The sequence below is a fragment of the Streptomyces globosus genome, from assembly GCF_003325375.1.
GTDB classification, from domain to species: domain Bacteria; phylum Actinomycetota; class Actinomycetes; order Streptomycetales; family Streptomycetaceae; genus Streptomyces; species Streptomyces globosus_A.
Map to the genome: position 1 here is coordinate 2,752,336 of NZ_CP030862.1, position 22,297 is coordinate 2,774,632.

Annotated in this window: 13 protein-coding genes and 1 pseudogene; 11 read left to right on the top strand and 3 right to left on the bottom strand. The window is 69.4% G+C overall.

Annotation, left to right across the window (positions count from 1 at the left end; translation table 11 throughout):
- Nucleotides 1-166 precede the first annotated feature (166 nt).
- From C0216_RS12375 to C0216_RS33430, 3 genes are all read left to right on the top strand, one after another.
- Nucleotides 167-352, top strand: a complete 186-nt coding sequence (locus C0216_RS12375) for a hypothetical protein (RefSeq protein ID WP_114055322.1) — start codon at nt 167-169, stop codon at nt 350-352.
- Nucleotides 353-693: 341 nt separating this feature from the next.
- Entirely contained in the window at nt 694-1,845 is a 1,152-nt protein-coding gene (locus C0216_RS12380) for an N-6 DNA methylase (RefSeq protein ID WP_246042509.1), read from the top strand.
- A 74-nt stretch (nt 1,846-1,919) separates the two neighbouring features.
- Nucleotides 1,920-3,104, top strand: coding sequence for a hypothetical protein (locus C0216_RS33430; RefSeq protein WP_162793184.1), 1,185 nt, complete (start codon nt 1,920-1,922; stop codon nt 3,102-3,104).
- Nucleotides 3,105-3,157: 53 nt separating this feature from the next.
- Here C0216_RS33430 and C0216_RS34315 read toward each other — a convergent pair whose 3' ends face one another.
- Entirely contained in the window at nt 3,158-3,409 is a 252-nt protein-coding gene (locus tag C0216_RS34315; RefSeq protein WP_246042510.1) for a hypothetical protein, read from the bottom strand.
- A gap of 484 nt (nt 3,410-3,893) precedes the next feature.
- Here C0216_RS34315 and C0216_RS12395 point away from each other — a divergent pair, with 484 nt between their 5' ends.
- The 7 genes from C0216_RS12395 (at nt 3,894) to panD (ending at nt 17,962) form a co-directional block, all read left to right on the top strand.
- The gene (locus tag C0216_RS12395; protein ID WP_162793185.1) at nt 3,894-5,954 is read left to right on the top strand and encodes a hypothetical protein; all 2,061 of its coding nucleotides are present in this window, start codon (nt 3,894-3,896) and stop codon (nt 5,952-5,954) included.
- Entirely contained in the window at nt 5,951-6,943 is a 993-nt protein-coding gene (locus C0216_RS12400; protein ID WP_114055327.1) for a hypothetical protein, read from the top strand. The genes C0216_RS12395 and C0216_RS12400 overlap by 4 nt, the downstream gene beginning before the upstream one ends.
- Before the next feature lie 23 nt (nt 6,944-6,966).
- Nucleotides 6,967-12,405, top strand: a complete 5,439-nt coding sequence (locus tag C0216_RS12405) for a DEAD/DEAH box helicase (protein WP_162793186.1) — start codon at nt 6,967-6,969, stop codon at nt 12,403-12,405.
- Nucleotides 12,405-14,162: a hypothetical protein gene (locus C0216_RS12410; protein ID WP_114055329.1), complete on the top strand. Its 1,758-nt coding sequence runs from the start codon at nt 12,405-12,407 to the stop codon at nt 14,160-14,162. Before C0216_RS12405 ends, C0216_RS12410 begins: the two co-directional genes overlap by 1 nt.
- Before the next feature lie 70 nt (nt 14,163-14,232).
- The gene (locus C0216_RS12415) at nt 14,233-15,048 is read left to right on the top strand and encodes a hypothetical protein (protein WP_114055330.1); all 816 of its coding nucleotides are present in this window, start codon (nt 14,233-14,235) and stop codon (nt 15,046-15,048) included.
- Nucleotides 15,045-16,805, top strand: a complete 1,761-nt coding sequence (locus tag C0216_RS12420) for an Hsp70 family protein (RefSeq protein WP_114055331.1) — start codon at nt 15,045-15,047, stop codon at nt 16,803-16,805. The genes C0216_RS12415 and C0216_RS12420 overlap by 4 nt, the downstream gene beginning before the upstream one ends.
- A 734-nt stretch (nt 16,806-17,539) precedes the next feature.
- Nucleotides 17,540-17,962: an aspartate 1-decarboxylase gene (gene panD, locus C0216_RS12425; protein WP_114055332.1), complete on the top strand. Its 423-nt coding sequence runs from the start codon at nt 17,540-17,542 to the stop codon at nt 17,960-17,962.
- Nucleotides 17,963-18,318: 356 nt separating this feature from the next.
- Here the strand turns inward: panD and gndA are convergent, their stop codons facing one another.
- On the bottom strand, nt 18,319-19,758 hold the full coding sequence (gene gndA / locus C0216_RS12435) for an NADP-dependent phosphogluconate dehydrogenase (RefSeq protein ID WP_114055334.1): 1,440 nt from the start codon (nt 19,756-19,758) through the stop codon (nt 18,319-18,321).
- A 187-nt stretch (nt 19,759-19,945) separates the two neighbouring features.
- On the opposite strand from gndA, the gene C0216_RS34320 reads away from it, so the two are divergent.
- Nucleotides 19,946-21,259, top strand: a complete 1,314-nt coding sequence (locus C0216_RS34320) for a transglycosylase family protein (RefSeq protein WP_162793187.1) — start codon at nt 19,946-19,948, stop codon at nt 21,257-21,259.
- Between the two features lie 96 nt (nt 21,260-21,355).
- On the opposite strand, the pseudogene C0216_RS34325 reads toward C0216_RS34320, so the two are convergent.
- Nucleotides 21,356-22,159 (bottom strand): annotated as a pseudogene (locus C0216_RS34325) (DMT family transporter); the annotation flags it as partial.
- Between the last annotated feature and the right edge of the window lie 138 nt (nt 22,160-22,297).

The window sequence follows — 22,297 nt, forward strand, 5'->3', positions numbered from 1 at the left end:
GCATGGATACGCCTCCACGCAGGAAAACTTCCTAAGGGAATCCCGAACCGCGTGCTCCAGGGGTTTGTTGCCGCCCACTGTCTACGTTTGGGACATCGCAGGAGGCAGCGCTGATCCCTTAGGACCTGGGCGGCATGGCGTTGCGTGACTTGGACTGGGAGTCGGTATGGGACAGAAGGTGTTGCTCGTCGTCGTGGCCGTTCAACTGGCCCTGATCGCAGCCTTGCTTGGTGGGATTCTGAAACGGGTCGGCGGGGCCGCAATGATTGGTGCGATTCAGGCGGGGGCCGCGACCTTCGCCGCGGCCCTGACGCTGGCCATCCTGACCATGACAGCAGTTGGAGTGGTGTAACTATGGACGTACAGCACGTGCGTCGAGCGGCAGCGACATCCGGCGCGCCGACTCAGGTGGAGAGTCTGGTCTCGCCTCGGGTGCGGCAGCTGGTGCGCCGCTTGGCAAGTCGTCTGAACACCCAAGATTCCTGTCGAGTAGTCATTGGTCTTGTCTACTTGCGCATCCGGGCGCAAGCAGACCTCCGCGAAAGTCTCGGTAGGCCCCAAGGAACTACCTGGCCCTGGCTGGTCGACCTGGCCAAGACTGCTCAGCAACTGGGTCCGCACGTTCGGAAGGCTCTGATCCACTGGTTGTCCCCGGCCTTGGTGCCGGCTGACGCCGAAGGGGGGAGGGATCTCGTGCCGCGACTACCGGCGACGGTCGAGGAGGATCTCCGCGGCCTGATCACGGCGATCGACAAGGTCGATCGGGTGGGGGATCTACTGGAGCAGTGTTTGGGGGACCTCTCCGACTCGCAGGCCAAGGGCGGGCACTACTTCACGCCGCGCGACCTCGGGACGCTGATGGTTGCGGCGGCGGCCCCCCAGGACAGGCATCAGGTGCTCGATCCGGTGTGCGGATCTGCCGGGCTGTTGGTCGAAGCCTACCGATACGTGCGGGAGCAGACTGGGCTGCAGCCGAGCCTTGCGTTGACCGGAAGGGATCTTCACGCCGGTACGTTGCAGATTGCGCAACTCAACCTCACCGTGCGCGGTATCCAGGCGGATCTCGGAACGCCGATCGACAGTCTGGCGCAGCCGTCTAGCAGGACCTACGACATCGTGCTGGCCAACCCTCCGTTCAACGATCCGTCCTGGAGTTCTGAAGCCGCCGCCCTTGAGGACCCGCGCTGGCCGGGGATGCCTCCGCCACCCCGAGACAGGGCGGGCTTCGCCTGGATGTTGCACATCGCGCATGCGCTCGCCCCACAGGGGAGAGCTGTGTTTCTGATGGCAGACGGTGCTGCCACGGGTGTCAGGCCGACTGAGCAGGCCATACGGCGGCACCTGATTCGCGAGGATCTCGTCGAGGCCGTAGTGGCATTGCCGCCCGGTCTGTTCTCCCATACGCGGATCTCATGTTGTTTGTGGGTGCTGAACCGGGACAAGAGTCCTCATCGGGGCTGGGGAGACATTGACCGCAGGAGCAGGGTGCTCTTCATCAACGCTCGAAGGGCCAAGGAGCGCGTGCCCGATACACGGCAGTGGCGCCTCACCACTGACGGAGCCGCGCGGATTCTTCGAACTCTGGCCGCATGGCGCGGTGCGGCGCCGACCGACGGTGCGCATGGCCACTACGAGGACGAACCGGGGTGGTGCCGCTCTTGCTCGGCGGAGGATATTGCCCAACAAGACTATGGCCTGCTGCCCCTCGCGTACGCGTCCGAGCAGGCCAACGGGGACGACTCAGAGTACTGGCGTATCGACGATCTCAAGCAGGAGCTCTACGGCAAGCTCGAAGAGGCACATCAGCTGGACCTCGACCTGCGACGCATGCTGGACGCGCTGTGATCGGCGATCACCGTGAGCCGTTGCTCCTCCGCGAGGTATCCCGTGCCCAAGCGGACGGATGGAAGGAGGCGCCGTTGGCCGAAGTCGGCGACGCCGCCGAGGACCTGAACATCACGTACGGAATCAGTGACAGTGAGCTCCCGGAGCACCAAGGGGTTGTGCGGATCGGCGACATCCGACGGGGACGCGTCATCACTGACCAGCCTGGCCGCAAGGGTGCAGCTCACCCGAAGGACTCGAGGGCGGTGCTCCAGGAAGGCGATCTCGCTGTTGTCCTTGTCCGACGTGTCGGTGACGCTGCGTTGATCACTGCGGAGCATCACGGATGGATCGCCACGAGAGGAATCGGCATCATCCGCGCCAAGGACCCAACCATCGCACGGTGGTTGCGGATCTGGCTTCAGACCCCCCGTGCGCAAGCATGGATCGATCAGCACGTGACCGCTCACGTCGAACCCACGTTGAGCCTCGACGCGCTGAGGCGGATGCCGGTATCCATCCCGCCACCAAACCAGATCGACATGTTCCACGAGCTGGTTGGTGTTTTCGAGGCCAAGGTGGAACTGAATCTGAGTATTGCCGCCAGCGCGGTAGAACTCGCTGACGTGTATCACGCCAACTTGTCGCGGAATGCCGCGTCCTGGGTGAAGTGCCAGTTCGGCGCGGTGGCCGATGCGCGGACTGGGACAGGGAAGTCCGTGGTCGACGTCGGAGGGGGCGGGACGGCACAGGTCACCGCCGCGGAGATTTTGGGCGCGTCCTTGCCGTACGTCGATGGATTCGACGGTCAGGACCCTGCCGCACATCCTGAGGCATGCGAGACGGGCACCATTTTGGTTGCGAGCCGCCCTGGGGGTGCGCGTGTGGCGGTCACACGGCTGCATGCCGTACCGGGACGGGGCGTTCTGGCAGTACGGCCTGGCGAGCCCGGTGCCCTTTGGTGGCTGTTGCACGAACTGCGGTCCCGTTCGGGGGAGCTCTCCCAAGCAGCCCAAGGCCGAAGCGCGCGTGAGATCACACGCCGTGCCTTCTTGCGCTTGGACGTCAGGTGGCCCGGCCGGCAACTACGCGAGCAGTTTCATCGCGTAGCTGAACCGCTGCACAGCAGGGCCCAGGCAGCGCTCAATGAGAATCGGACCCTGGACGAACTCCTCGGTCACCTGCTGCGGGACATCTCTTCACGCTCACGCACGCTTTTCCGGACCGGAAGCCCAGATGCTCATCGTGACGATCACGAACGTGCTACCGAAGCACCTTGACGGCTGCCTGCTTGGGCATGGCGCCCCGGCAGTCACCGGAGCGCACGCAATACTCAGTCACCCACCACGCCCCGAAGTTCGTCCAACGTGAGACGCGCCTCCTGGGTGGCGACGCCTCCGTCGAAGCGGATGCCCTCAGTCGCCAGGACGTGGGCGGGAGAGTCCATGCGGGTGGGGTTGGTCCAGCGGAAGCCGGGGCTGACACGGCCCGCGCTGTTGAGGACTCGCCAGGCATTGGGGCACTGGACACAGGTGGCTAGGTGGGTGCCGCCCGGGACGGCGTGACCGCCTATCACGGTGGCCACGTCTCCGTACGTCGTCCACCGGCTCGCAGGTACGGCCGTTACACACTGCAGCAACGTGGTGCGGCTGGTCGTGACGCCCATGACCTGGGCGAGTCGGGCACCGGCCTGGCCGGCCAGGCCAGCCTGCCTGTGGAGACTCCTTGGCTGGATCGGTGGAGCGTCATCCGATCTCACGGTGTGTACACAAGGTGGCATTCTTTGGCGAGTTGTGTACCTTAATGCCGCGCGTGAGGTCCTCGGCCGGGCTGCGCAGGCGTTGCCATGCATCCTTGTGAAAGTAGTGGGGGATGACCTCGTTGCGCGTCACGGGTCATTAAGTTGCACAGACCGATGGCGAGCATGGGGTGTACGGCGGATGGGGGTGTGTTCGACAAGGTGTTCGGTAGTGGCCCGTTGTCGGTGGCGGGCTCTAGGGCGACGCGGAACGCCGTTCCATGCCGGGCAATTTCGCGAATAGGGCATTGGAACCTCTTTTAGGGACAGAGTGGACCATTCTTATCAGGCATGGCAGGAAGCGCTGGCCGAGGAGTTCTTCGGACGGCAGCACGCCGGCCATCCGACGCTGTTCTGCGTCGACGACGAAACGGAGCAGGAGCTCAGGCACGGATATGGCATAGAGGAGCCTCTCGCCCAGTGCGTGGGCAGGTTCCTGCGGCTGGGGACCGCGGAGCCCTACAGCGCGCTGGAGGACTACCGCTGGCGCAAGAGGCAGCAGCACAAGGACGACGTGCCCGCCTTCCTGCCGCTGTTGGCATGCTCGGTGATGGCCGCGTCCCGGATGGTGAACGACCGGAACCACCGGGCCACCGCCTACCACGCCCGCTTCTCCGAGTTGCTGACTGGCGACGAGAAGCGACTGGGCAGCCACCACTACGAGCCTGTCTCCCGCATGTGGCAGGTGCTGGCCTCCTGGCAGCACAGCCAGAAGGGCGCGCGGGGCCTCTGCACCATTCCCGCCCCTGCAGACCTACCCGCCAACCGCAGCATGATCGGGTTCGCCCAGTCCCAGGCGCTCCTCAGCGGCGCGGACCGGTCCTTCATGCCGAAGTTCTTCCGGTCGCTGAGGGAGCACGGCGCGACCTGGCCGCTGCCGGGAAAGACGCTGCTGGCCCAGATCGAGATCCGGGGCATGGAGCAGCACTTTTCCAGGGGCTTCCGCAACGCTCTGCAGGAGGAGGAGCTCCGCCTCTTCCTCGCCAACCTGATAGGCAACTACGCCGCTTCCTGGGACGGTTCGGACGAGCTGGTGCCCACCGGTGTCACCCGAGCCGAACTCCTGGTGCGGCTGGATGCGGGGCGTCTCAGCTGGGTGGCGCGCCTTCGGTCCGCAGAGCAGAAGGAGCGCATCGAGCTCAACGACGGCGTCGTCCTCGAGCAGCTTGGGGACACCGCCTACTACGAGGTGACGGGCCTGCCCGCTCCGAGCGCGGACACCCTCACCAGAGGCATCCGCCGAGACGGGGACAACCTGGTGCTCAGCCGCCCCTCCTCCTCCGTCCTGGTGCTCGCACGGGACGACGTGCTCGGCGTCTGGGCCGGCACCGACGGCTTCCACCCGGGAGAGGCACACGTGGTGCTCGCCGCCCCGACCGCGCAGCGCGACGTGCAGCGGCTGCTGGACAAGGCCGCGACTACGGGCCGGAGCGCCGACACCAGCAAGCTGGCCTGGGTGCCGCAGGGCTGGTCCATGCACAAGCCCGTCACCTTCGACGACGCGGTCACCCTGCGCCGGGCGCTCCAGGAGGTTCAGGGCACGGTCGGCCTCCTGCAGCCCCCGGCCCAGTTCAAGCTCCGCCTCGAGGGCGGACTGAAGCTCGCACCCTCGCTCGATTCCCATCTGTATCTGCGGGGAGGCGAGCCGCAGGTGGTCCTCCCGGACACCACGGAGGGCACGGGCACCCTCCTCGTCGACGGTAAGGAGCGGCCCGAGCTCAGGAAGGCGCTCGCCGCGGGCCGCCCCGCCTCCCTGGCCGTGCTCCGGCTGGAGCCGGGCCGCCACACGGTGAGCTACGCAGGCGTGGAGATCGACTTCGCCACCGCTGACCAGGCCGTCATCGAGCCGAAGATGACCAAGGTCTGCGGCTTCACCGTTGCGGACGGCAAGGCCTCGGAGTCACCCTCCCTCCTCGTCGAGCAGACCCTGCCGACCGGCATCACCGGCGCCGACTGCACGGGTGCCAAAGCCCAGGACGCGGCAGCCAGCATGGAGGTGTGCCGTCGGGACGCGGACGAGGTGCTGTTCGCGGCGGCCGACGGACGGCTGTGGACGTTGGAGGCCCCGGAGCAACCGGACTGGTGGACGGAACGCCTCCCCGATACCCCCGCTCCGCTCCGCTTCGAGGCCGACTTCCACGGCATCGGCGGCTGGCTCCTCGAGCGCCGGAGCGGACGCTGGAAGGGCCGCCCGGTGAACCCCGGAACGCCGAAGCCGAACAGCGCCGGCAACCCGCGGGCATGGGCCCGCGCCGTCCTCAACGCCCAGCAGGCGTCCGTCGAGTCCTCGTGGGCCGCGTACGTGCAGGCAGCGAAGGAGCTGGACCGATGACCGGAGCGATGAGCAGCAACGAGTTCGGTGGGACCCTCCTGCGCTGGCTGAGCGAGAGCCGCAGCGGCAAGGCGTCCGCATTGCGCGACGGGGTCCGCAGCCAGGCCCAGGCATGGGGCCTGGAGCTGAAGGAGTACGCCGATTGGGACTGGATGCGCAAGGCCGCTGCCCTCGGCTTCATCGACGTGGACCTGCGCGCCGACCTCTGGTCGGTGGCCCCGCCGGTGCTGACCCGGCTGCCCCACGCCGACGGCCTCGCGTTGCTGACCGGCGCGCGCACCGCGCAGATCAGCAAGCGCATCGAGGAGGCGGCACAGGAGTGGATGGAGCTGATCACCGTCCCTCACCGGCCGGAGGCCGGTGAGGCGCCGCTGCCCGACACCCTCCTGTTCCAGTACGAGGACCTGCGAACGCTGCAGGAAGCCGCGGAGTTCCTCGGGGCCCGCTACGTGCCCTGTGCCGCCCTGCAGTTGATGGAGCTGCTTCCGCAGGCGGCGCTGGGCCCCGAGTCCGCACCGCCCGGTGGGAGTACCGCCAACACGCTGGAGAAGTACGAGCTGCGCCTCCAGCGGTTCGTCCCCGTGGAGAGGGACGACGAGGACGGCCTGTACCGGTGGCGCGGAGCCGACTACGCACGCCTGACCCGCGTCCGCCGCAACGGCGTCTTCCATGCAGTGGAACGCGAGACGGGCATTTACCTGGAGCTCGCCCGCCACCGCACTGGCGTAATGCACTGGCAGCCGGAATCCGGCAATGGCCGTGTCGGCATCGGCCGACTCTTGGTCGACCGGTACGCGCCCCTGCCCGCCCTGCATGAGCGCGTGACCGTCCTGTGCAGCGGCTTCCCGCCCTCGGTAGGCAAGCAGAAGCAGACTCGCGCGTACGACAACGTGCCGAGGGCGCTCGCCGAGGCGATCGCGGCCTCGCTGCAGCAGAACCTGGAGACCATGCCGCGACCGGTGGCGGCGACCGGCGGGAGGGCCAAGTGAGGGTCGAACAGCAGACAGTGGCGGTGACGAACACCGATGTCCCGGACGTCATGGGCACTTTCGAAGACCTGCGCAGCGCGCTCTTCCGCTACTACGACACCCCGTTCGGCGTCGATGACCGCTCCGTCATGGAGGAACGACGCAACCTCCTGGACCGGGACAATGGGGCCTGGCGTGACCCGCTGATCGAGCTGCGCCCGCAGTATGCCTCCCGGGGCGTCAGCATCGCGGACTCCTTCGCCGAAGCAGGGGCGCACCCCGAGGCGGCCGAGTTCGCTCGGTTCACGCTCCCCGACGGCGTGACCAGCCTCTACCAGCATCAGCACGACGCCCTGGTCGCCGCCTGCGAGGGCAAGGACTTCGTGGTCACCGCAGGCACCGGTTCCGGAAAGACGGAGTCCTTCCTGCTGCCGGTTCTTGCCGACCTGGTCGCCGAGTCCGCCCAGTGGCAGGGCACCCGTGCGGTGCAGCGGGAATGGTGGCAGGGAGACGGCGACTACGTGCCCAGCCGACAGAGCGAGCACGGGCATCCCGCCGCCATGCGCGTGCTGATCCTCTACCCCACCAATGCCCTCGCCGACGACCAGCTGGTCCGGCTCCGGAAGTCGCTGGACAGCCGCGAGGCCCACGAGTGGCTGAACCGGAAGCGCAACGGACACCGCTTCTACTTCGGCCGCTACACCGGAGCCACCCCTGTCTCCGGCAGCCGCGATTCCGAGCCTGCGAACTTCCGTCTCCGGCAGTATCTGCGGGAGGTCGAGGAACGGCAGCGCAAGGCCGACGATAAGCTCGGCGAGGAGTTGCAGCCCTTCATCCCGCGCCTCGCCGGAGCGGAGATGCACGCGCGTTGGGACATGCAGGCCGCGCCGCCGGACGTAATGGTCACCAACTACTCGATGCTGAACATCATGCTGCTCCGCAAGCAGGAGGAGCACATCTTCAGCGCCACGAGGAAGTGGCTGGAGGAGACCCCGGGCGCCCGCTTCACCCTGATCCTCGACGAGCTCCACATGTACCGCGGTACGGCCGGCACCGAGGTGGCCTACCTGCTGCGCAACCTCCGTCACCGTCTCGGCCTCGACGAAAGCCCCGAAAAGTTCCGTGTGCTCGCCGCCTCAGCCTCCCTGGAGGCCGGCCGGGACGACGAGTTCCTCGACGGGTTCTTCGCCCTGCCCGGCTCGCGGCGCGTGATCATCCCTGGAAAGGCGAAGGAGATCCACGGCGAGGGCGGCCTGGCCTCCCACACCGAACGCCTCGCGCAGGCTGCGAAGGCCCCCGTCACCCACGACGAAGCCATCGCCCTGGCTCGGGAGACCGGTCTTGGCCCGGCGCTCCAGCACGCACTCACTCCAGACGGCAAGCCTCGTGCTCTGCCCGCCCCCGCACTGGCGAAGAACCTCTTTCCGGACGTCCCCGAGGAACAGCGCCAGGACGCACTCCACGGAGTGTTGCGCATACTTGGCTCCGCCCAGGACCCCGAACTTCCCCAGCTCCGCGCCCACCTCTTCTTCCGGAACATCGAGGGCATCTGGGCCTGCTCCGACCCGCAGTGCCCCAACATACCCGTGGAGCACGGCCTCGAACGCCGGGTCGGTCGGCTCTTCGCCGACCCCACGTCCCGCTGCACCTGCGGCGCCCGCGTACTGGAACTTCTCTCCTGCCAAGCCTGCGGCGACCTCATGCTTGGTGGGTACGCCAGCCCCAAGGACACCCAGCGGCGCAAGTTCACCGGTGCCCTCCACGCCGACTTCCCGGACCTAGACCAGCTCCCCGACGATGCCAGTGGCGTACCCACCGCGGCCAACTACGTCGTGTACTGGCCGCGTACCGAGGGCCTCGGCCTCGACGACCCCGGCTGGCACGCGGGCCTGTCCGACGGCGGGCCGCAGGTCGAGTTCGAGTTCCGCCGCGGCGCCTACCAGCCCGCCACCGGCCGCCTGGAGAACCGGGACGTCCAGCACACCGGATGGTCCTTCCACATCTCTGTGCCCCTGGACAAGGAGGGCAAGAAGCCAGCCTACGACCCGGCCCGGCTGCAGGCCTTCCCCACACGCTGCCCCGCCTGCGGCGACGACTGGGAGATCAAGTACGACAGGGACGGCCGTTTCATCCCGCTGGAATCTCCTGACCGGCTGCGCAACGCGCCGGTCCGGCGGATGCGCACCGGTTTCTACAAGATCAACCAGGTGCTGGTGACCGAAGCCCTCGGCCACCTCCCCGACGGCCAACGCAAGGCGATCGCCTTCTCCGACAGCCGCGACGACGCCTCCGAGCTCGCCAGCGGCCTTGCCCTCCGCCACCACCAAGACCTTCTCCGCCTGCTCAGTGCCCAGGCCGTCGAGAACCAGGGGGATCCGTTCGGAGACCTTCAGCTGGTGAAGGCCCACTACGCCGGGGAGTCGGTCGATCGTGCGGCCGCCCGTGCCGCAATGGAAAGGCTCCGGGACCGCAACCCGGCGGACTGGGGGCGCCTGAAAGCGATCCTTCTCGACGACCTCGACGCCGAACCGGAACTCCTGCCCGACCTGGAGCGGAAGTTCTCCGAACTGCCCTCGCTGGACGACCTCGCCTCCGACCTCGAAGGCATGCTGCTGAAGTACGGCACCAACCCCGCCGGTCCCGCGGCCTCTCTCCAGCAGACCTCGGCCGGACAGCCCTGGACCGCGCTCTACAACTGGGAGCGGGACCGGGAAGCGGTGGCGGAGACCCAGGCACAGGAGGAACTCCTCAACCGCCTCCGCTCCCGCCTCCGCCTCGAGACCATCGGAAGCCTCTTCTCCGGTGGCGGCCGTGACTTTGAATCGCTCGGACTCGGCTGGCTCTGCCTGCGAGACGACCGCTCGCCTGTAGAGATCGGCCCGGACAGCGATCAGGCCGTGGCCCGTGCCAGTCTGCGGATTCTCGGCTTGATGCGGCGCTTCACCCGGATACGTGCCTCTCTGCAGAGGCCGCCTGCGCCTCTGAAGCGCTTCTGGAAGCAGGTCGCCGAACGCCAGGGCACCGATCTGCAGACGATTGAGGACCGGGTGCTCGGAGTCTGGAAGGACGCCGTGGTCGACTACGTCATCAAGCCGGAGAAAGTGGCGCTCCGCCCTGGCGAGAACAAGACCTGGACGTGCCGCTCCTGCCACCGGCCGCACCTTTACCCGGGCACGGGGCTGTGTACCAAGTGCCTGACCCCGCTGCCCGCCGTACCCCAGCAGTACAGCGGAGTGCTTGAAGACGACTACTACGCGTGGAAGGCCGCCCATCGCACCGGTGACTTCCCCCTGCGCACGGCGGAGCTGACTGGCCAGACGGACCGGCTGGAGGCCCAGCGTCGGCAGAGCCTCTTCCAGGACGTCTTCCTCGGCGACAACGACGTTCCGCAGGCGGACGGGCTGGAGCTGCTCTCCGTGACCACGACCATGGAGGCCGGTGTCGACATCGGCCCCCTCAACACCGTGATTATGGCCAACATGCCGCCTACCCGCTTCAACTACCAGCAGCGGGTAGGGCGCGCAGGCCGACGCAACAGCCCGGTCGCCGTGGCCCTGACCGTCTGCCGCGGCCGCAGTCACGACGAGCACTACTTCGCCCGCCCGGAAGCCATCACCAACGACCCGACTCCGCCGCCCTACCTGGTCCTCGGCATGGTCTCTGTCTTCCGGCGGGTCCTGTTGGGAGAGGTCCTGCGCCAGGCCTTCGAGCCTCTGCAGCCGGAGGACCGCCGGAGGGGGCCGGACATGACGGCCAACGTCCACGGACAGTTCGGCCTCGCCGCCGATTGGCCGACGCACCGCGGTGCCGTTCGCTGCTGGATCGCCGAGCACCCGGACCGCATCAGGGCCGCTGCCGCCGCACTCCAGGCTGGAACACCGGAGAACATCGCCGCCATCGACCCGGTGGCCGCCATCGACGAACTCCTTGAGCAGGTCGACGAGGTGGCAGCCCGAACCATCGGCCACTCCGACCTCAGCCAGCGTCTGGCGGAGGCTGGCCTCCTGCCCATGTTCGGCTTCCCGACCCGCTCCCGCCTCCTCTACCGGAGCATCCCGCAGAAGACCTTCCCCTGGCCGCCGGCCGACTCCGTCAACCGCGACCTGGCCGTCGCCCTCAGCAAGTTCGCACCTGGCAGCGAGACCCCGCAGGACGGTCGTCTGCTCCGCTCCATGGGCGTGGTCTCCCTCGTCCCAAGCGGCCGCGGAGTGCAGGCTGCCGAGGACCCCTTCGGTCCGGAACAGCTGGTCGCCATGTGCCGGATCTGCTCCCACGTGGACCCGCAAGCCGTCGTTGACCCGGAGACCGCAAGGGCCGGAACCTGCCCCGCCTGCGGTGCGGAGGGCAAGTACTACAAGGCCGTCCCCTTCCGGGAACCCGCAGGCTTCCGGGCCGCCCGCGAAGCACGGGACTATGACGGCTACCGGGAGCTCGGCTCCAACGCCACCAGCGCGCGGACGGCCACCGACCTGGAGAAGACGGCCCCGCGCATCCACCGTGCCGCCGACGACTGGATGGTCGTCCACACCGGAAGCGGCGACCGTTACATCGTCAACACCAACGCCGGAAAGCTCTTCCGGTTCGTCAAGAACACTGGCCCTTGGGGCGGATACGTCGCTCTGGACCACCCCAAGGCGGAAGCCGACCTGGAGATCGCCCTCGGCGCCACCCAGCACACGGACATGCTCTTCATCGGGGCCAAGGACGCCCTGGACACGAGTCGGGGCCTCCGCTTCGACATCTCGAAGTCCCAGCAGATCGACGGCTTCCCCGAGGCCTACCACGGCCGGCGCGCCGCCTGGTATTCGCTGGCGGCCCTGCTGCGCCGCGCAGCCGCCCCGCACCTGGACGTGCAGCCGGAGGAACTCCTCAGCGGCATCCACGGCTCGGACGCCCCGGTGGCCGCTCCGGTCATGGCCTACCTGGCGGATAGCCTCGACAACGGCGCAGGCTTCAGCACCTACCTCGGTTCGGAAGAACACATCGAGGAGTTCCTCCAGGCGGTCGACCGGTACGTGCACGACCTGGAGGCCGACCATCATGCGCAGAACTGCCGCAGCTCCTGCTACGCCTGCCTGCGTGACTACTCCAACATGCGCCTCCACCCGTTCTACGACTGGCGGCTCGCCCGCGACCTGACCGACGCCCTGCGTGGTCGGAAACTGCAGATTGACCCGGACGAGCACGCTGTCCTGCTGAAGGGTTGGGCGGACGAGGAGCAAACCGTCAGCCTGATGGAGACCGCTGCCGGACCCGTGGCCCTCTTCACCTCGGACTTCACCGGCGAGCCCGTCGCGGTTGCTGTCAAGCATCCGCTGGAGTCTGCTGGCGAGGAGTGCGGGAACGAACGGCTTCAGGCTCTTCGTAACGAGGTCCGTGGCGGTGGCCTCGCCGCGAGGATCGCCTTCGCGGACTCTTACAGCCTGGACCGGACCCCTGCCGCGGTGATCGAGCAGGTGCACATCTTCGCGGAGGAGCTCTGATGACGGCAGGAATCCCGCTGGGAGCGGGCCACGACGAGCAGGCCCGCCTGGAGGAGCTGCGGCAGCGCGAGATCGCCCGCCGCCTCGCCCTCCGCCAGACCCGCGCCCGGAGCCGGGCCGTCGAGAAAGCTCCGCAGGTAGCGGAGGCCCCCGGCAGCCCTGCTTCGGTCGTACCGCGGCAGAAGCAGCCGGCGCCGGAACCGGCCGTGCCTCAGCCGGTCCCAGAGGGATTCACCGACCGGCATGCCTGGGAGCGGGCCCGTTCTTTCGCCGAACTCGTGCTGCCCGACACGCTGAAGGCGGAGACGGGGACGCTCTCTGCGCGGAAGCTGGCGCGGGCCGCGGCTGATGCGGCGTCCCGGCAGGACGACCCGGCCAAGGGCGTCTCCCTGCTCGTCATGGCACAGGACCACGGGCTGGACGTCTTGAACGGCCGACTCGATGACCGCGCCCGCGCCCTGCTGGAGGACAAGCCACTGCCGCTTCTCGGGGAGCCGGGCAGCATGTGGCAGATCTACCAGGACGACCGTCGCCTGATGGAGACCAACCTGCCGGCCCCTCGGCAGAGGGCACTCCTGGCGAAGCTTCCCCGGCCGCTTCTCGACGACTACATCGACGAGGAGTGGATCGGCGCGGTACCCGAGAGCGACGGAACGTCCCGTGCTGCCTACTTCCGCGCCCGCTTGGACCCGGCGTCCCTCACCGACGAGGAGATCGACCTGCTGGCCTGGCCCCTGGAACGGGAGCGCCGCGAGGCAGGCCCGGGAAAGGCCCCAGGCCGGGACTGGCCGCAGGACTGGCGCCTACTGGTGAGGCTGCAGGCCAACGACGCCAAGGCCATAGCCGAGGAGTGGACCGACCTCTTGCCGCCGACGCGAAAGCTCCTCGACGCCCTGCGCGAGGTGCGGCGGACCGGAGAGGTCCCGGACGACCTCGTCGCCGACGAGCGGCTGTGGGTCCTCCTGGAGCGGATCCATCCCAGTGCGCGCAGCGCCGGCAACAAGAAGTTCAACGGCTGGAACGGCGTGCGGACCCTGATCAGGGCCGTGCGGCAGATGCACCGTGCCCTCCTCCGCGGCGATGACGAGACGGCGGAGCAACGGAGGAAGGCGGCGCTCACCATGGCCGGAAGGCTCCGGCACCACTCGCAGCCGGTGCGCTGGGAGGCCCAGAACATCCAGGCCTACCTGCGAGCCGGCCAGGAGAGGACGGAGTCCCTCAAACTCCTGGAGCAGGACGCCGAAGGCCATCCCCCGGTGCGGGATCAGCTCGGCGGAGGTGCCGTGGCCACGCTGCGGAAGAATCGGAGCTTCCTGGAAGACCGGCCCGTCGGAGAACGCGACCAGCCGCTCAACCCGTTTCTGGTGCTGGGCGTGCCCGACGGGACGGACGACTGGAAGAAGGCCTGGCGAGCCCTGAGGAAGGAACTCGACGACAGCGGCCGCGTCCGGATCAACCGCGCCAAGGACGTGATCGAGAAGGCCGAGCGGGAGCAGCAGGAAGTACCCCGGTTCGCCGTACCGCTCGCCCCGCACCGCTGGAAGGACCCCACTGGCACGAGCCACCGGCTGGAACTCCCGCCCGAACCTCTGCAGAGGCTCACCCAGCCGCCCACGGACAGCGACCGCGAGTGGTCTCGCACCGAGGCGGCCCGAGAAATAATCACCAAGGCGACAGAACGCCTTTCCCCGGCTGCCGAAGACACCGCAGCCCTTATGACCCAGAGAGCAGCACATCGTGAGCAACGGAGCCGGTAAAGGCGACAGTAGTTCTGGCCCCCGTGAGGGATCCCCGCGGAACCGAGGACGCGGGCCGAACAGCGGCAGCGTGCGCAATCGTGGAGAGCGGAGGGCGGCCGAGGCAGCTCCCTGGCGGTTTACCGAGAGCCGCCTGCCCGAGTTCACCCCGGGGACCCTGGACGCTGCCGCGATCCTGAAGTCGGTCAACGAGACGCTCCTGCCCGTGGTGGAGCAGGAGTTGGAGGAGGCGACGCAGAAACTTGGTGCAGCTCTGGCCGACAAGGAGACCGAGACCGATCTGGTCTCCGCCTTCCGGGCCGAGTTGATGCGCCGAGTGCTTCCCCAGTTCACCGACGCAGTCCGCAAGGGTGTGCTGGAAAGTATCCGCACACGCCAGATGCATCTGGCCCAGCTGGCCGTCCTGCACCGGCAAGCGCTGGACGCGAAGACCTTGCAGGTGGTGCTGACCCGCCTCGACCACGAGGCGGCGAAGGCCGGCCTGCAGATCGTCGGCGACACCGGTGATCAGGCGCTGTTCAACGTCGTGGAGGACCAGCCCGGCGTGATGAAGAGGGGCCCGGTCACCTTTGAACTCGTCGTGCCGGCCTACGTCGACAAGGAGTCCGGGAAGCTTGTCGAACGTGGATGGCTGCGGGCCGTCACTGAGGCGCCGTTCCCCAAGCCTGACAAAATGACACCGGGGCAGAAGCGCAGGGCGAACCATGCAGAAACCGATAAGAAGCAGCCGAGGAAGGAGTCTCCTGCACAGCCGGAGAGGAAGAAGCACCACCGGGGCCAAGACCCCGAGAAGCAGCGGAGAGACAACGGGCGGCGAGATGGCGGGTCACATTCCCGCCCCGGAGGAAACGGGGACCGCTGGATGAAGCAGAGGGGAACGCGATGACTTTCGGTATCGACTTCGGCACCAGCAACTCCGTGGTGGCCCACTGGAACGGGCACACCACCGAAGTGCTGCCTGTCGACGGCGACAACGTGCCCGCCCAGTGGCAGATGTCGGAGTTCGAGCAGCTCTTCCCCTCCGTGTTGTCCGTCCGCGACCTCCAGCGCACCCTTTGCTTCGGCTGGGAGGCGAAGACCGGTACCAGTGAGCCGCTCGACGCCGTGAAGCGCATGCTCGGCACCCGCTCCGGTGCCGAGAAGGACGGCGACATCGACGGCCTCGAGGTCGCAGCCCAGCTCGAGGAACATCACGTCTGGGTCGGCTCGGAGAAGTTCCACAGCACGGTCGCGGCCGCCTCCCTCTTCAGCCGGATGAAGGAAGGCGTCTCCGCCCAGCTGCTCGATCTCTCCGACGCCGTCGTCACCGTCCCCGCAAACGCCACGGGCGGCGCGCGCTACCGCACCCGTGCCGCGGCAGCGCTCGGCGGAGTGAAGGTCCGGGCCCTGCTCAATGAGCCCACCGCGGCTGCGATCTCGTACGCCCACGACGTCCCGGTCCCCGGCCGCTTCCTTGTCTTCGACTGGGGCGGCGGCACCATCGACGTCACCGTCCTCGAATACGAAGACGGCCTCTTCGAGGAGCAGACCTCCCGCGGCATCACCGCCCTCGGAGGCCTGGAGTTCGACAACGCGCTGGCCAAGCTGATCCAGCAGAAGATCGGCCTGACCGCGGACCAGCTCACCAAAGCCGAACGACGCCGCTGGCGCCGGTCGGTCGAGCTGACGAAGATCGCCCTGTCTTCCGTGCCGATGGGCGGCGCGCTTTTCTTCGACCTCCCGGTCGGCCTCGCCCCCTCGATCTCGAGGCGTGAGGTCAGGATCACCGCGGCCGAGTACACCGAGGAGATCACCCCGCTCATCACCCGCGCCCTGGAGCCGGTCCAGCAGGCGCTGGAAGACCTGGCCATTACCGCGGACGACATCGACTCTGTCCTGATGATCGGCGGCACCTCGCAGATCCCCCAGGTCCGTCACGCCCTGGGCGAGCTCCTCGGCCACGACCGCATCGTCGACAGCGGCCTGTGCCGGCCCATGACCGCCGTCGCCCGAGGTGCAGCCATCTACGCGGCCTCCCTCGACGGCGAACTCGGCGACGACAGCGACTTCTCCCTGGTGACCAGCTACGACCTGGGCACGGCCGTGAGCGCCGGTAAACAGAAGGGCTTCCGCGCCATCATCCGACGCAATGCCACGCTCCCCGCGGAGGGTTCGGCCAACTTCTACCCGGACACGCCGGGCGCTTCCTTCGTGCGTGTGCCGGTGATCGAGGGCGAGATCGGCTACCCGGCCGACAGCGACCGTGCCTTCCCCCTGGCCAACATCGAGGTGGATCTCCCGACCCGCGAACAGGACGTCCGCCGGAACAAGATCGAGATCAAGTTCCGCTACAACGAGAGCGGCATCCTGCGCTTCACCGCCACCCACGCGGCCACCGGCAAGCAGCTCGCCGAGCGCGAGATCGATTCCTTCGGCCCCGACGGCACCCCACTGCAGCACGGCCTCGACGATGAACTGACCCGCCTCTTGGCCCACACCGTCCGCCCGTTCGCCGACGGCTCCTCCAACGTCCGACACCTCTCGGCGGCCGAAACGGCCAACGCCAGCCCCGCACCGCTCGACTTGTCCGTGCGCGTGGTGGAGGCCGATCCTGCGGTGACGGTCAACGGCGAACCACAGGGAGCGGTAACGTGGGGACTTTAGGGTGTTTGTGCTCAACCGTCTCCACCGCCAGCCGTGCGTAATCCCGGTACCGCGGGGAATCACGCGCTCGAAGATCTAGCATCTGGGTATTTAGGCAGGTCAGGGGTCCGAAAGGGCTGATCGGGCCAGCAAATGGTCAGTATCGGGCGCCGAGGCGTCCCGGCTTGCTGATCTGGTGATCGCTGCGGCGGAGGTTGGCATGGCGTGGATATCTGGCTCCCGATCAGAATGTTCGCTACGTGGCTTGCCCGCGGGACGGGGGTGTTCCTCAAGGGCTGCTGCGGTACCGAGCAGAGCCGGTGCACGCGTTTATGCCTTCCGGGCGCCCAGCCGATGCGATGGGCCTCGCCTCGGACCCGGATCTTGTAGCCCGTCTCGGTAGCCTGCTTGATGGCGTGGACGGTGGCAGCGGTTGGCGCTGGCGCGGGTGACGGTCGCGGCAGGGCCCGGGGGCAGCGAGTCGGCCTGGGCCCTCTCCGTCTGCGTGACGTGCCGTCAGGAAACTCAGCATCTGGTCAGCATCGGTCCCCCCACATTCCGAAGCGGCTGTCCGATGCGACGCGGGTCAGCAGCGTCACAACAGCCTGGTGCCCACGGAAGTGCAGGCCAGGAGCCTTGCCGTCAGAGGCAGTCGATTTTCCTAAGGATCTCCGATCCTACGCCTCTCGGTGTAGAGTGCAGGACGCCCTTGACCTGCAAAAAGCTGGCAGGGAGCCGTCCTCTAGGAGCTCAAATTGCTGCGCACCATGATCAAGTCCAAGATTCACCGGGCCACGGTCACGCAGGCCGACCTGCACTATGTCGGGTCCGTGACCATAGACGCCGATCTGCTCGACGCCGCCGATCTGCTGCCCGGGGAGCTCGTGCACATCGTTGACATCACCAACGGTGCCCGGCTGGAGACCTACGTCATCGAGGGGGAGCGCGGGTCCGGCGTGATCGGGATCAACGGGGCTGCCGCGCATCTCGTGCATCCCGGCGATCTCGTCATTCTGATCAGCTACGCCCAGGTCGACGACGCCGAGGCGCGGGCGATGCGGCCGCGCGTCGTGCACGTCGATGCCGACAACCGGATCGTCGAGCTGGGAGCGGATCCCTCCGCGCCCGTGCCGGGCAGTGACCAGCAGCGCAGCCCCCACGCCGTGGCGGCCGGCTGAGGCGGTCGGCGCCTTTGGCGGCTCCGTCACGCCGGACGGCCGTGTCCGGAGGCGTGGGTCCGTGAATCGGGGGAAGGTGGGGCGTATGCCGATCCACGTCCCTGCCGAGCAGACGCAGCCGCCCGTCCCGGAGCCGACTCCGGTGCCGCCGCCGCCCACGCCCGGGCCGGGGCCCGGGCCGTTCCCCGATCCGGAGCCCGTGCCGCGGCCGGATCCGCCGGTGCCGCCGCCGTTCCCCGAGCCGGATCCGGTGCCCCCGCCGCCCGGGCCCGCGCCGGTTCCGCAGCCCCCGCCGCCCAGCTGACCTGCGCCGAGCCGCGGCGGAGCCCTTCCGGCTCCGCCGCGGCAGCCGCGCGTCAGGCGGTGGTCTCCGTGCGGTCACCGCTCCAGAGGGTGTGGAACGACCCCTCGCGGTCCGTGCGCCGGTAGGTGTGCGCCCCGAAGAAGTCCCGCTGCCCCTGCGTCAGCGCCGCAGGCAGCCGCTCTGCGCGCAGCGCGTCGTAGTACGAGAGCGACGCCGCGAACGCGGGGACCGGGATGCCGCCGGCCACCGCGGCCGCCACCACCGCACGCCAGTCGTCCTGCGCCGCGCCGATCTCCTGGGCGAACCCGGCGTCGGCGAGCAGGCCCGGCAGGTCCGGCCGGGCGTCGTACGCGGCGCGGATCCGGTCGAGGAACGCCGCCCGGATGATGCAGCCGCCGCGCCACAGCGAGGCCACCGCCCCCAGGTCGATGCCCCAGCCGTACTCCTCGCTGCCCGCCCGGATCTGGTGGAAGCCCTGCGTGTAGGAGACGATCTTCGAGGCGTACAGCGCCTGCTCGACCTTGGCTGCGAACGCGTCCGCGGCCTCCCCGGCCAGCGGCTGCGCGGACGGGCCCGCCAGCCCCCGCGAGGCCGCCCGCAGCCCGGCGTGGCCCGAGACGGCGCGGGCGAAGACCGCCTCCGCGATGCCGGACACCGGAACGCCCAGGTCCATGGCGGTCTGCACCGTCCAGCGGCCGGTGCCCTTCTGCTCGGCGGCGTCGGCCACCACGTCCACGAACGGCTTGCCGGTGGCCGTGTCGACGTGCGCGAGCACCTCCGCGGTGATCTCGATCAGGTAGGAGTCGAGCCGGCCCCGGTTCCACGTCCGGAACGTCTCCGCGATCCGCGCGGGGGAGTAGCCGGCGACCTTGCGCAGCAGGTGGTACGCCTCCGCGATCAGCTGCATGTCCGCGTACTCGATGCCGTTGTGCACCATCTTCACGAAGTGCCCGGCGCCGTCCGGGCCCACGTGCGAGGTGCACGGCGTGCCGTCGGCGGCCTTCGCCGCGATCCGCTCCAGCATCGGGCCGAGGGCGTCGTACGACTCCGGCGACCCGCCGGGCATGATGCTCGGTCCGAGCAGCGCGCCCTCCTCGCCGCCCGAGATCCCCACGCCGACGAAGTGGATGCCCCGCTCGCGCAGTTCGCGCTCGCGCCGCCGCGTGTCCTCGAAGTGCGCGTTCCCGCCGTCGATGACGACGTCGCCGGGCTCCAGCAGCGGGGCGAACTCACGGATCACCGCGTCCGTCGGCTCGCCCGCCTTCACCATCACGATCAGCCGGCGCGGCCGCTCCAGCGCGTCGACGAACTCCTTCGCGGACTCGGCCGCGACGAAGTCGCCCTCGTGCCCGAACTCCTCCACCAGGGCACGGGTCTTGGCGGCGGTCCGGTTGTGCACGGCCACGGTGAAACCGTTGCGGGCGAAGTTCCGGGCGAGGTTGCTGCCCATCACCGCGAGCCCGGTGACACCGATCTGGGCGGTGCTGCTCATGCGTGCGCTCCTTGGTGCTTCGATGTGCGGGGACCACCGACGCTACCGCGGCGCGGCCCCCGGCGGATCGCCCGCCACCCGGGACAATGTCAACTTGCCCTGCTGTGCGCCCTGTTGCGCCCCTTGTCACGGCCGTGACCGGACCGTTAGGTTTGGCGCTCACCGATGTCTTCGATGGGGGCTCCCAATGGGTGTACGGGGTCGGCACCGCCGGTACCAGCCGAGCAGCATCAACCGCGCCTCGCTCGCCGTCACGGCGGGCGGCGCCGGCATCGCGCTCCCGCTGATCGGCGCCGGGACCGTCCACGCCGCGTCCGCGGAGACGTGGAGCAAGGTCGCCGAATGCGAGTCCGGCAGCGACTGGCGGATCAACACGGGCAACGGCTACTACGGCGGGCTCCAGTTCAGCCAGACGACGTGGCGCGCCTTCGGCGGCACCCAGTACGCGCCCCGCGCCGACAAGGCGACCCGGGAGCAGCAGATCGCCGTCGCGGAGAAGGTGTTGAAGGGGCAGGGGCCGCAGGCCTGGCCCACATGCGGGAAGCAGGCGGGCCTCACCCGCGGCGGCCCCGCCCCCGACCTGTCGCCGCAGGGCGGGGCGAAGGCCACCGTCCAGGTCGTCAAGGTGCAGGCGCAGCCCGCCGGGAAGGCCGCGGCGCCGCCCGCCGCACCCCGGCCGACCGGGACGTCGGTCCTGCCGAACCCGTACGTCGTGGCCCCCGGCGACTCGCTGTCCTCGATCGCGGTCCGGCAGCACGTCGAGGGCGGCTGGCAGGCCCTGTACGAGACCAACCGCACCACCGTCGGAGCCAACCCGGACCTGATCTTCCCCGGGCAGCGCCTCACCCTGCGCATCACCGCCGCCCCGCCCGCGCAGAACCCGGAGAAGCCGCCGCGCACCGCCGAACCGGTCAAGCCGGTCGCGCCCGCGGCACCGCCCGCCGGCGAGCAGGTCGCCAAACCCGCCGAGAAGCCGGCGCAGAAGCCCGCGGAGAAGCAGGCCGCCAAGCCCGCCGACAAGGCCGCGCCCAAGCCGGCCCCCGCGCAGCAGAAGCCCGCGGAGAAGCCCGCGTCAGCGCCGAAGCAGCAGACCGGCGGCGGCTACGTCGCCCCCGTCGACGCCTCCGTCGGCACCCGGTACAAGGCCAGCGGATCCTCCTGGTCCAGCGGCTACCACACGGGCGTCGACTTCCCCGTCGCGACCGGTACGTCCGTCAGGTCCGTCGGCCCCGGCCGCGTCGTCTCCGCCGGCTGGGCCGGTGCGTACGGCTACCAGGTGATCGTCCGGCACACCGACGGCCGGTACTCCCAGTACGCCCACCTGTCGGCCCTCGGCGTGAAGGCCGGGCAGGACGTCTCCGGCGGCCAGCGGATCGGCCGCTCCGGATCGACCGGCAACAGCAGCGGGCCCCACCTCCACTTCGAGGTGCGGACCGGACCGGGCTACGGCTCCGACATCGACCCGCTGAAGTACCTCCGCGCCCACGGCGTGGGCATCTGACGAGGCCGTGTGCGGCGGCGCGGCGGCCGTGAGCACGACCAGGCCGGCCGCCGCCACCGCGGCGCCGGCCAGCGCCCCCGCCGTGCCCGCCGCCCCGTACCGGAAGCCCTCGCCGAACAGCGTCAGCCCGACCGCGGCCGCCACCACCGGGTTGACGACGGTCAGCGTGGCCAGCGGCGCGGCCAGTCCTGCGCCGCGGTAGGCGGCCTGCGACAGCAGCAGCCCGCCGCAGGCCAGGACCGCGACGGCCGCCGCGTCCGGCCAGCGGCCGGACGCGGAACCCCGTACGACGCCCTCGGCGAGCGCCTTCGTGAACACCGACGCCATCCCGAACGCCGTGCCCGCCGCCACGGCGAGCAGCACGCTCCGCAGCACCGGCCGCCGCACCCCGTGCGCCGCCGCGAACAGCACCGACACCGCGGCGGCCGTCGCCGCCAGCAGCAGCGCCCGCTCGCCGGCCACGGGCAGCCGGTCCGCGCCCCCGTCCGGGTTCCCGCCCGTCAGGGCCAGCAGCCCGGCCAGCCCGGCCGAGGCCAGCAGGGCCCCGCGCCACGCTGCCGCAGTGGCCCGCCGGCGTACGAACACGGCCGCCATCGGCAGCGCGAACACGATCGTCAGGGCACCCAGCGGCTGCACCAGGCTCAGCGGCCCGTACGCGAGCGCCACCACGTGCAGTACGGCGCCGAGGCCGTTCAGCGCGACGGCCGCCCACCACTCCGGCCGGCGCACCGGCGCGTACGCCCGCTCCTGGCCGCGCGCCGCGACCCGCTCCTGAACGATCGCTCCGCCCGCGTACGCGACCGCGGACACCAGGCACAGCAGCAGCGACAGCCCCAGGGCACTCATGTATCCCACAATGCCGCGCCGGGGACGCCTATTCCTCCCCCTGGAGGACCACATCGACCCTGCTCAGGGCGTACTGCGAAAGGATGACGCGGCCCCGCCCGCACTCCCCGCGCAGTACGCCCGCGGTGACCGCCCGGACGCGGTGAGTGAGCCCCCGCGGCACGGGTTTGGTTCCCGGCCCGCAGCATCCGT

Excerpts from the sequence above, each read along its gene's own strand:
- C0216_RS12375 (WP_114055322.1), top strand. The coding sequence starts at position 167 with ATGGGACAGAAGGTGTTGCTCGTCGTCGTGGCCGTTCAACTGGCCCTG.
- C0216_RS12410 (WP_114055329.1), top strand. The coding sequence starts at position 12,405 with ATGACGGCAGGAATCCCGCTGGGAGCGGGCCACGACGAGCAGGCCCGC.
- C0216_RS12420 (WP_114055331.1), top strand. The coding sequence starts at position 15,045 with ATGACTTTCGGTATCGACTTCGGCACCAGCAACTCCGTGGTGGCCCAC.
- gndA (WP_114055334.1), bottom strand. The coding sequence starts at position 19,758 with ATGAGCAGCACCGCCCAGATCGGTGTCACCGGGCTCGCGGTGATGGGC.
- C0216_RS34320 (WP_162793187.1), top strand. The coding sequence starts at position 19,946 with ATGGGTGTACGGGGTCGGCACCGCCGGTACCAGCCGAGCAGCATCAAC.
- C0216_RS12400 (WP_114055327.1), top strand. The coding sequence starts at position 5,951 with ATGACCGGAGCGATGAGCAGCAACGAGTTCGGTGGGACCCTCCTGCGC.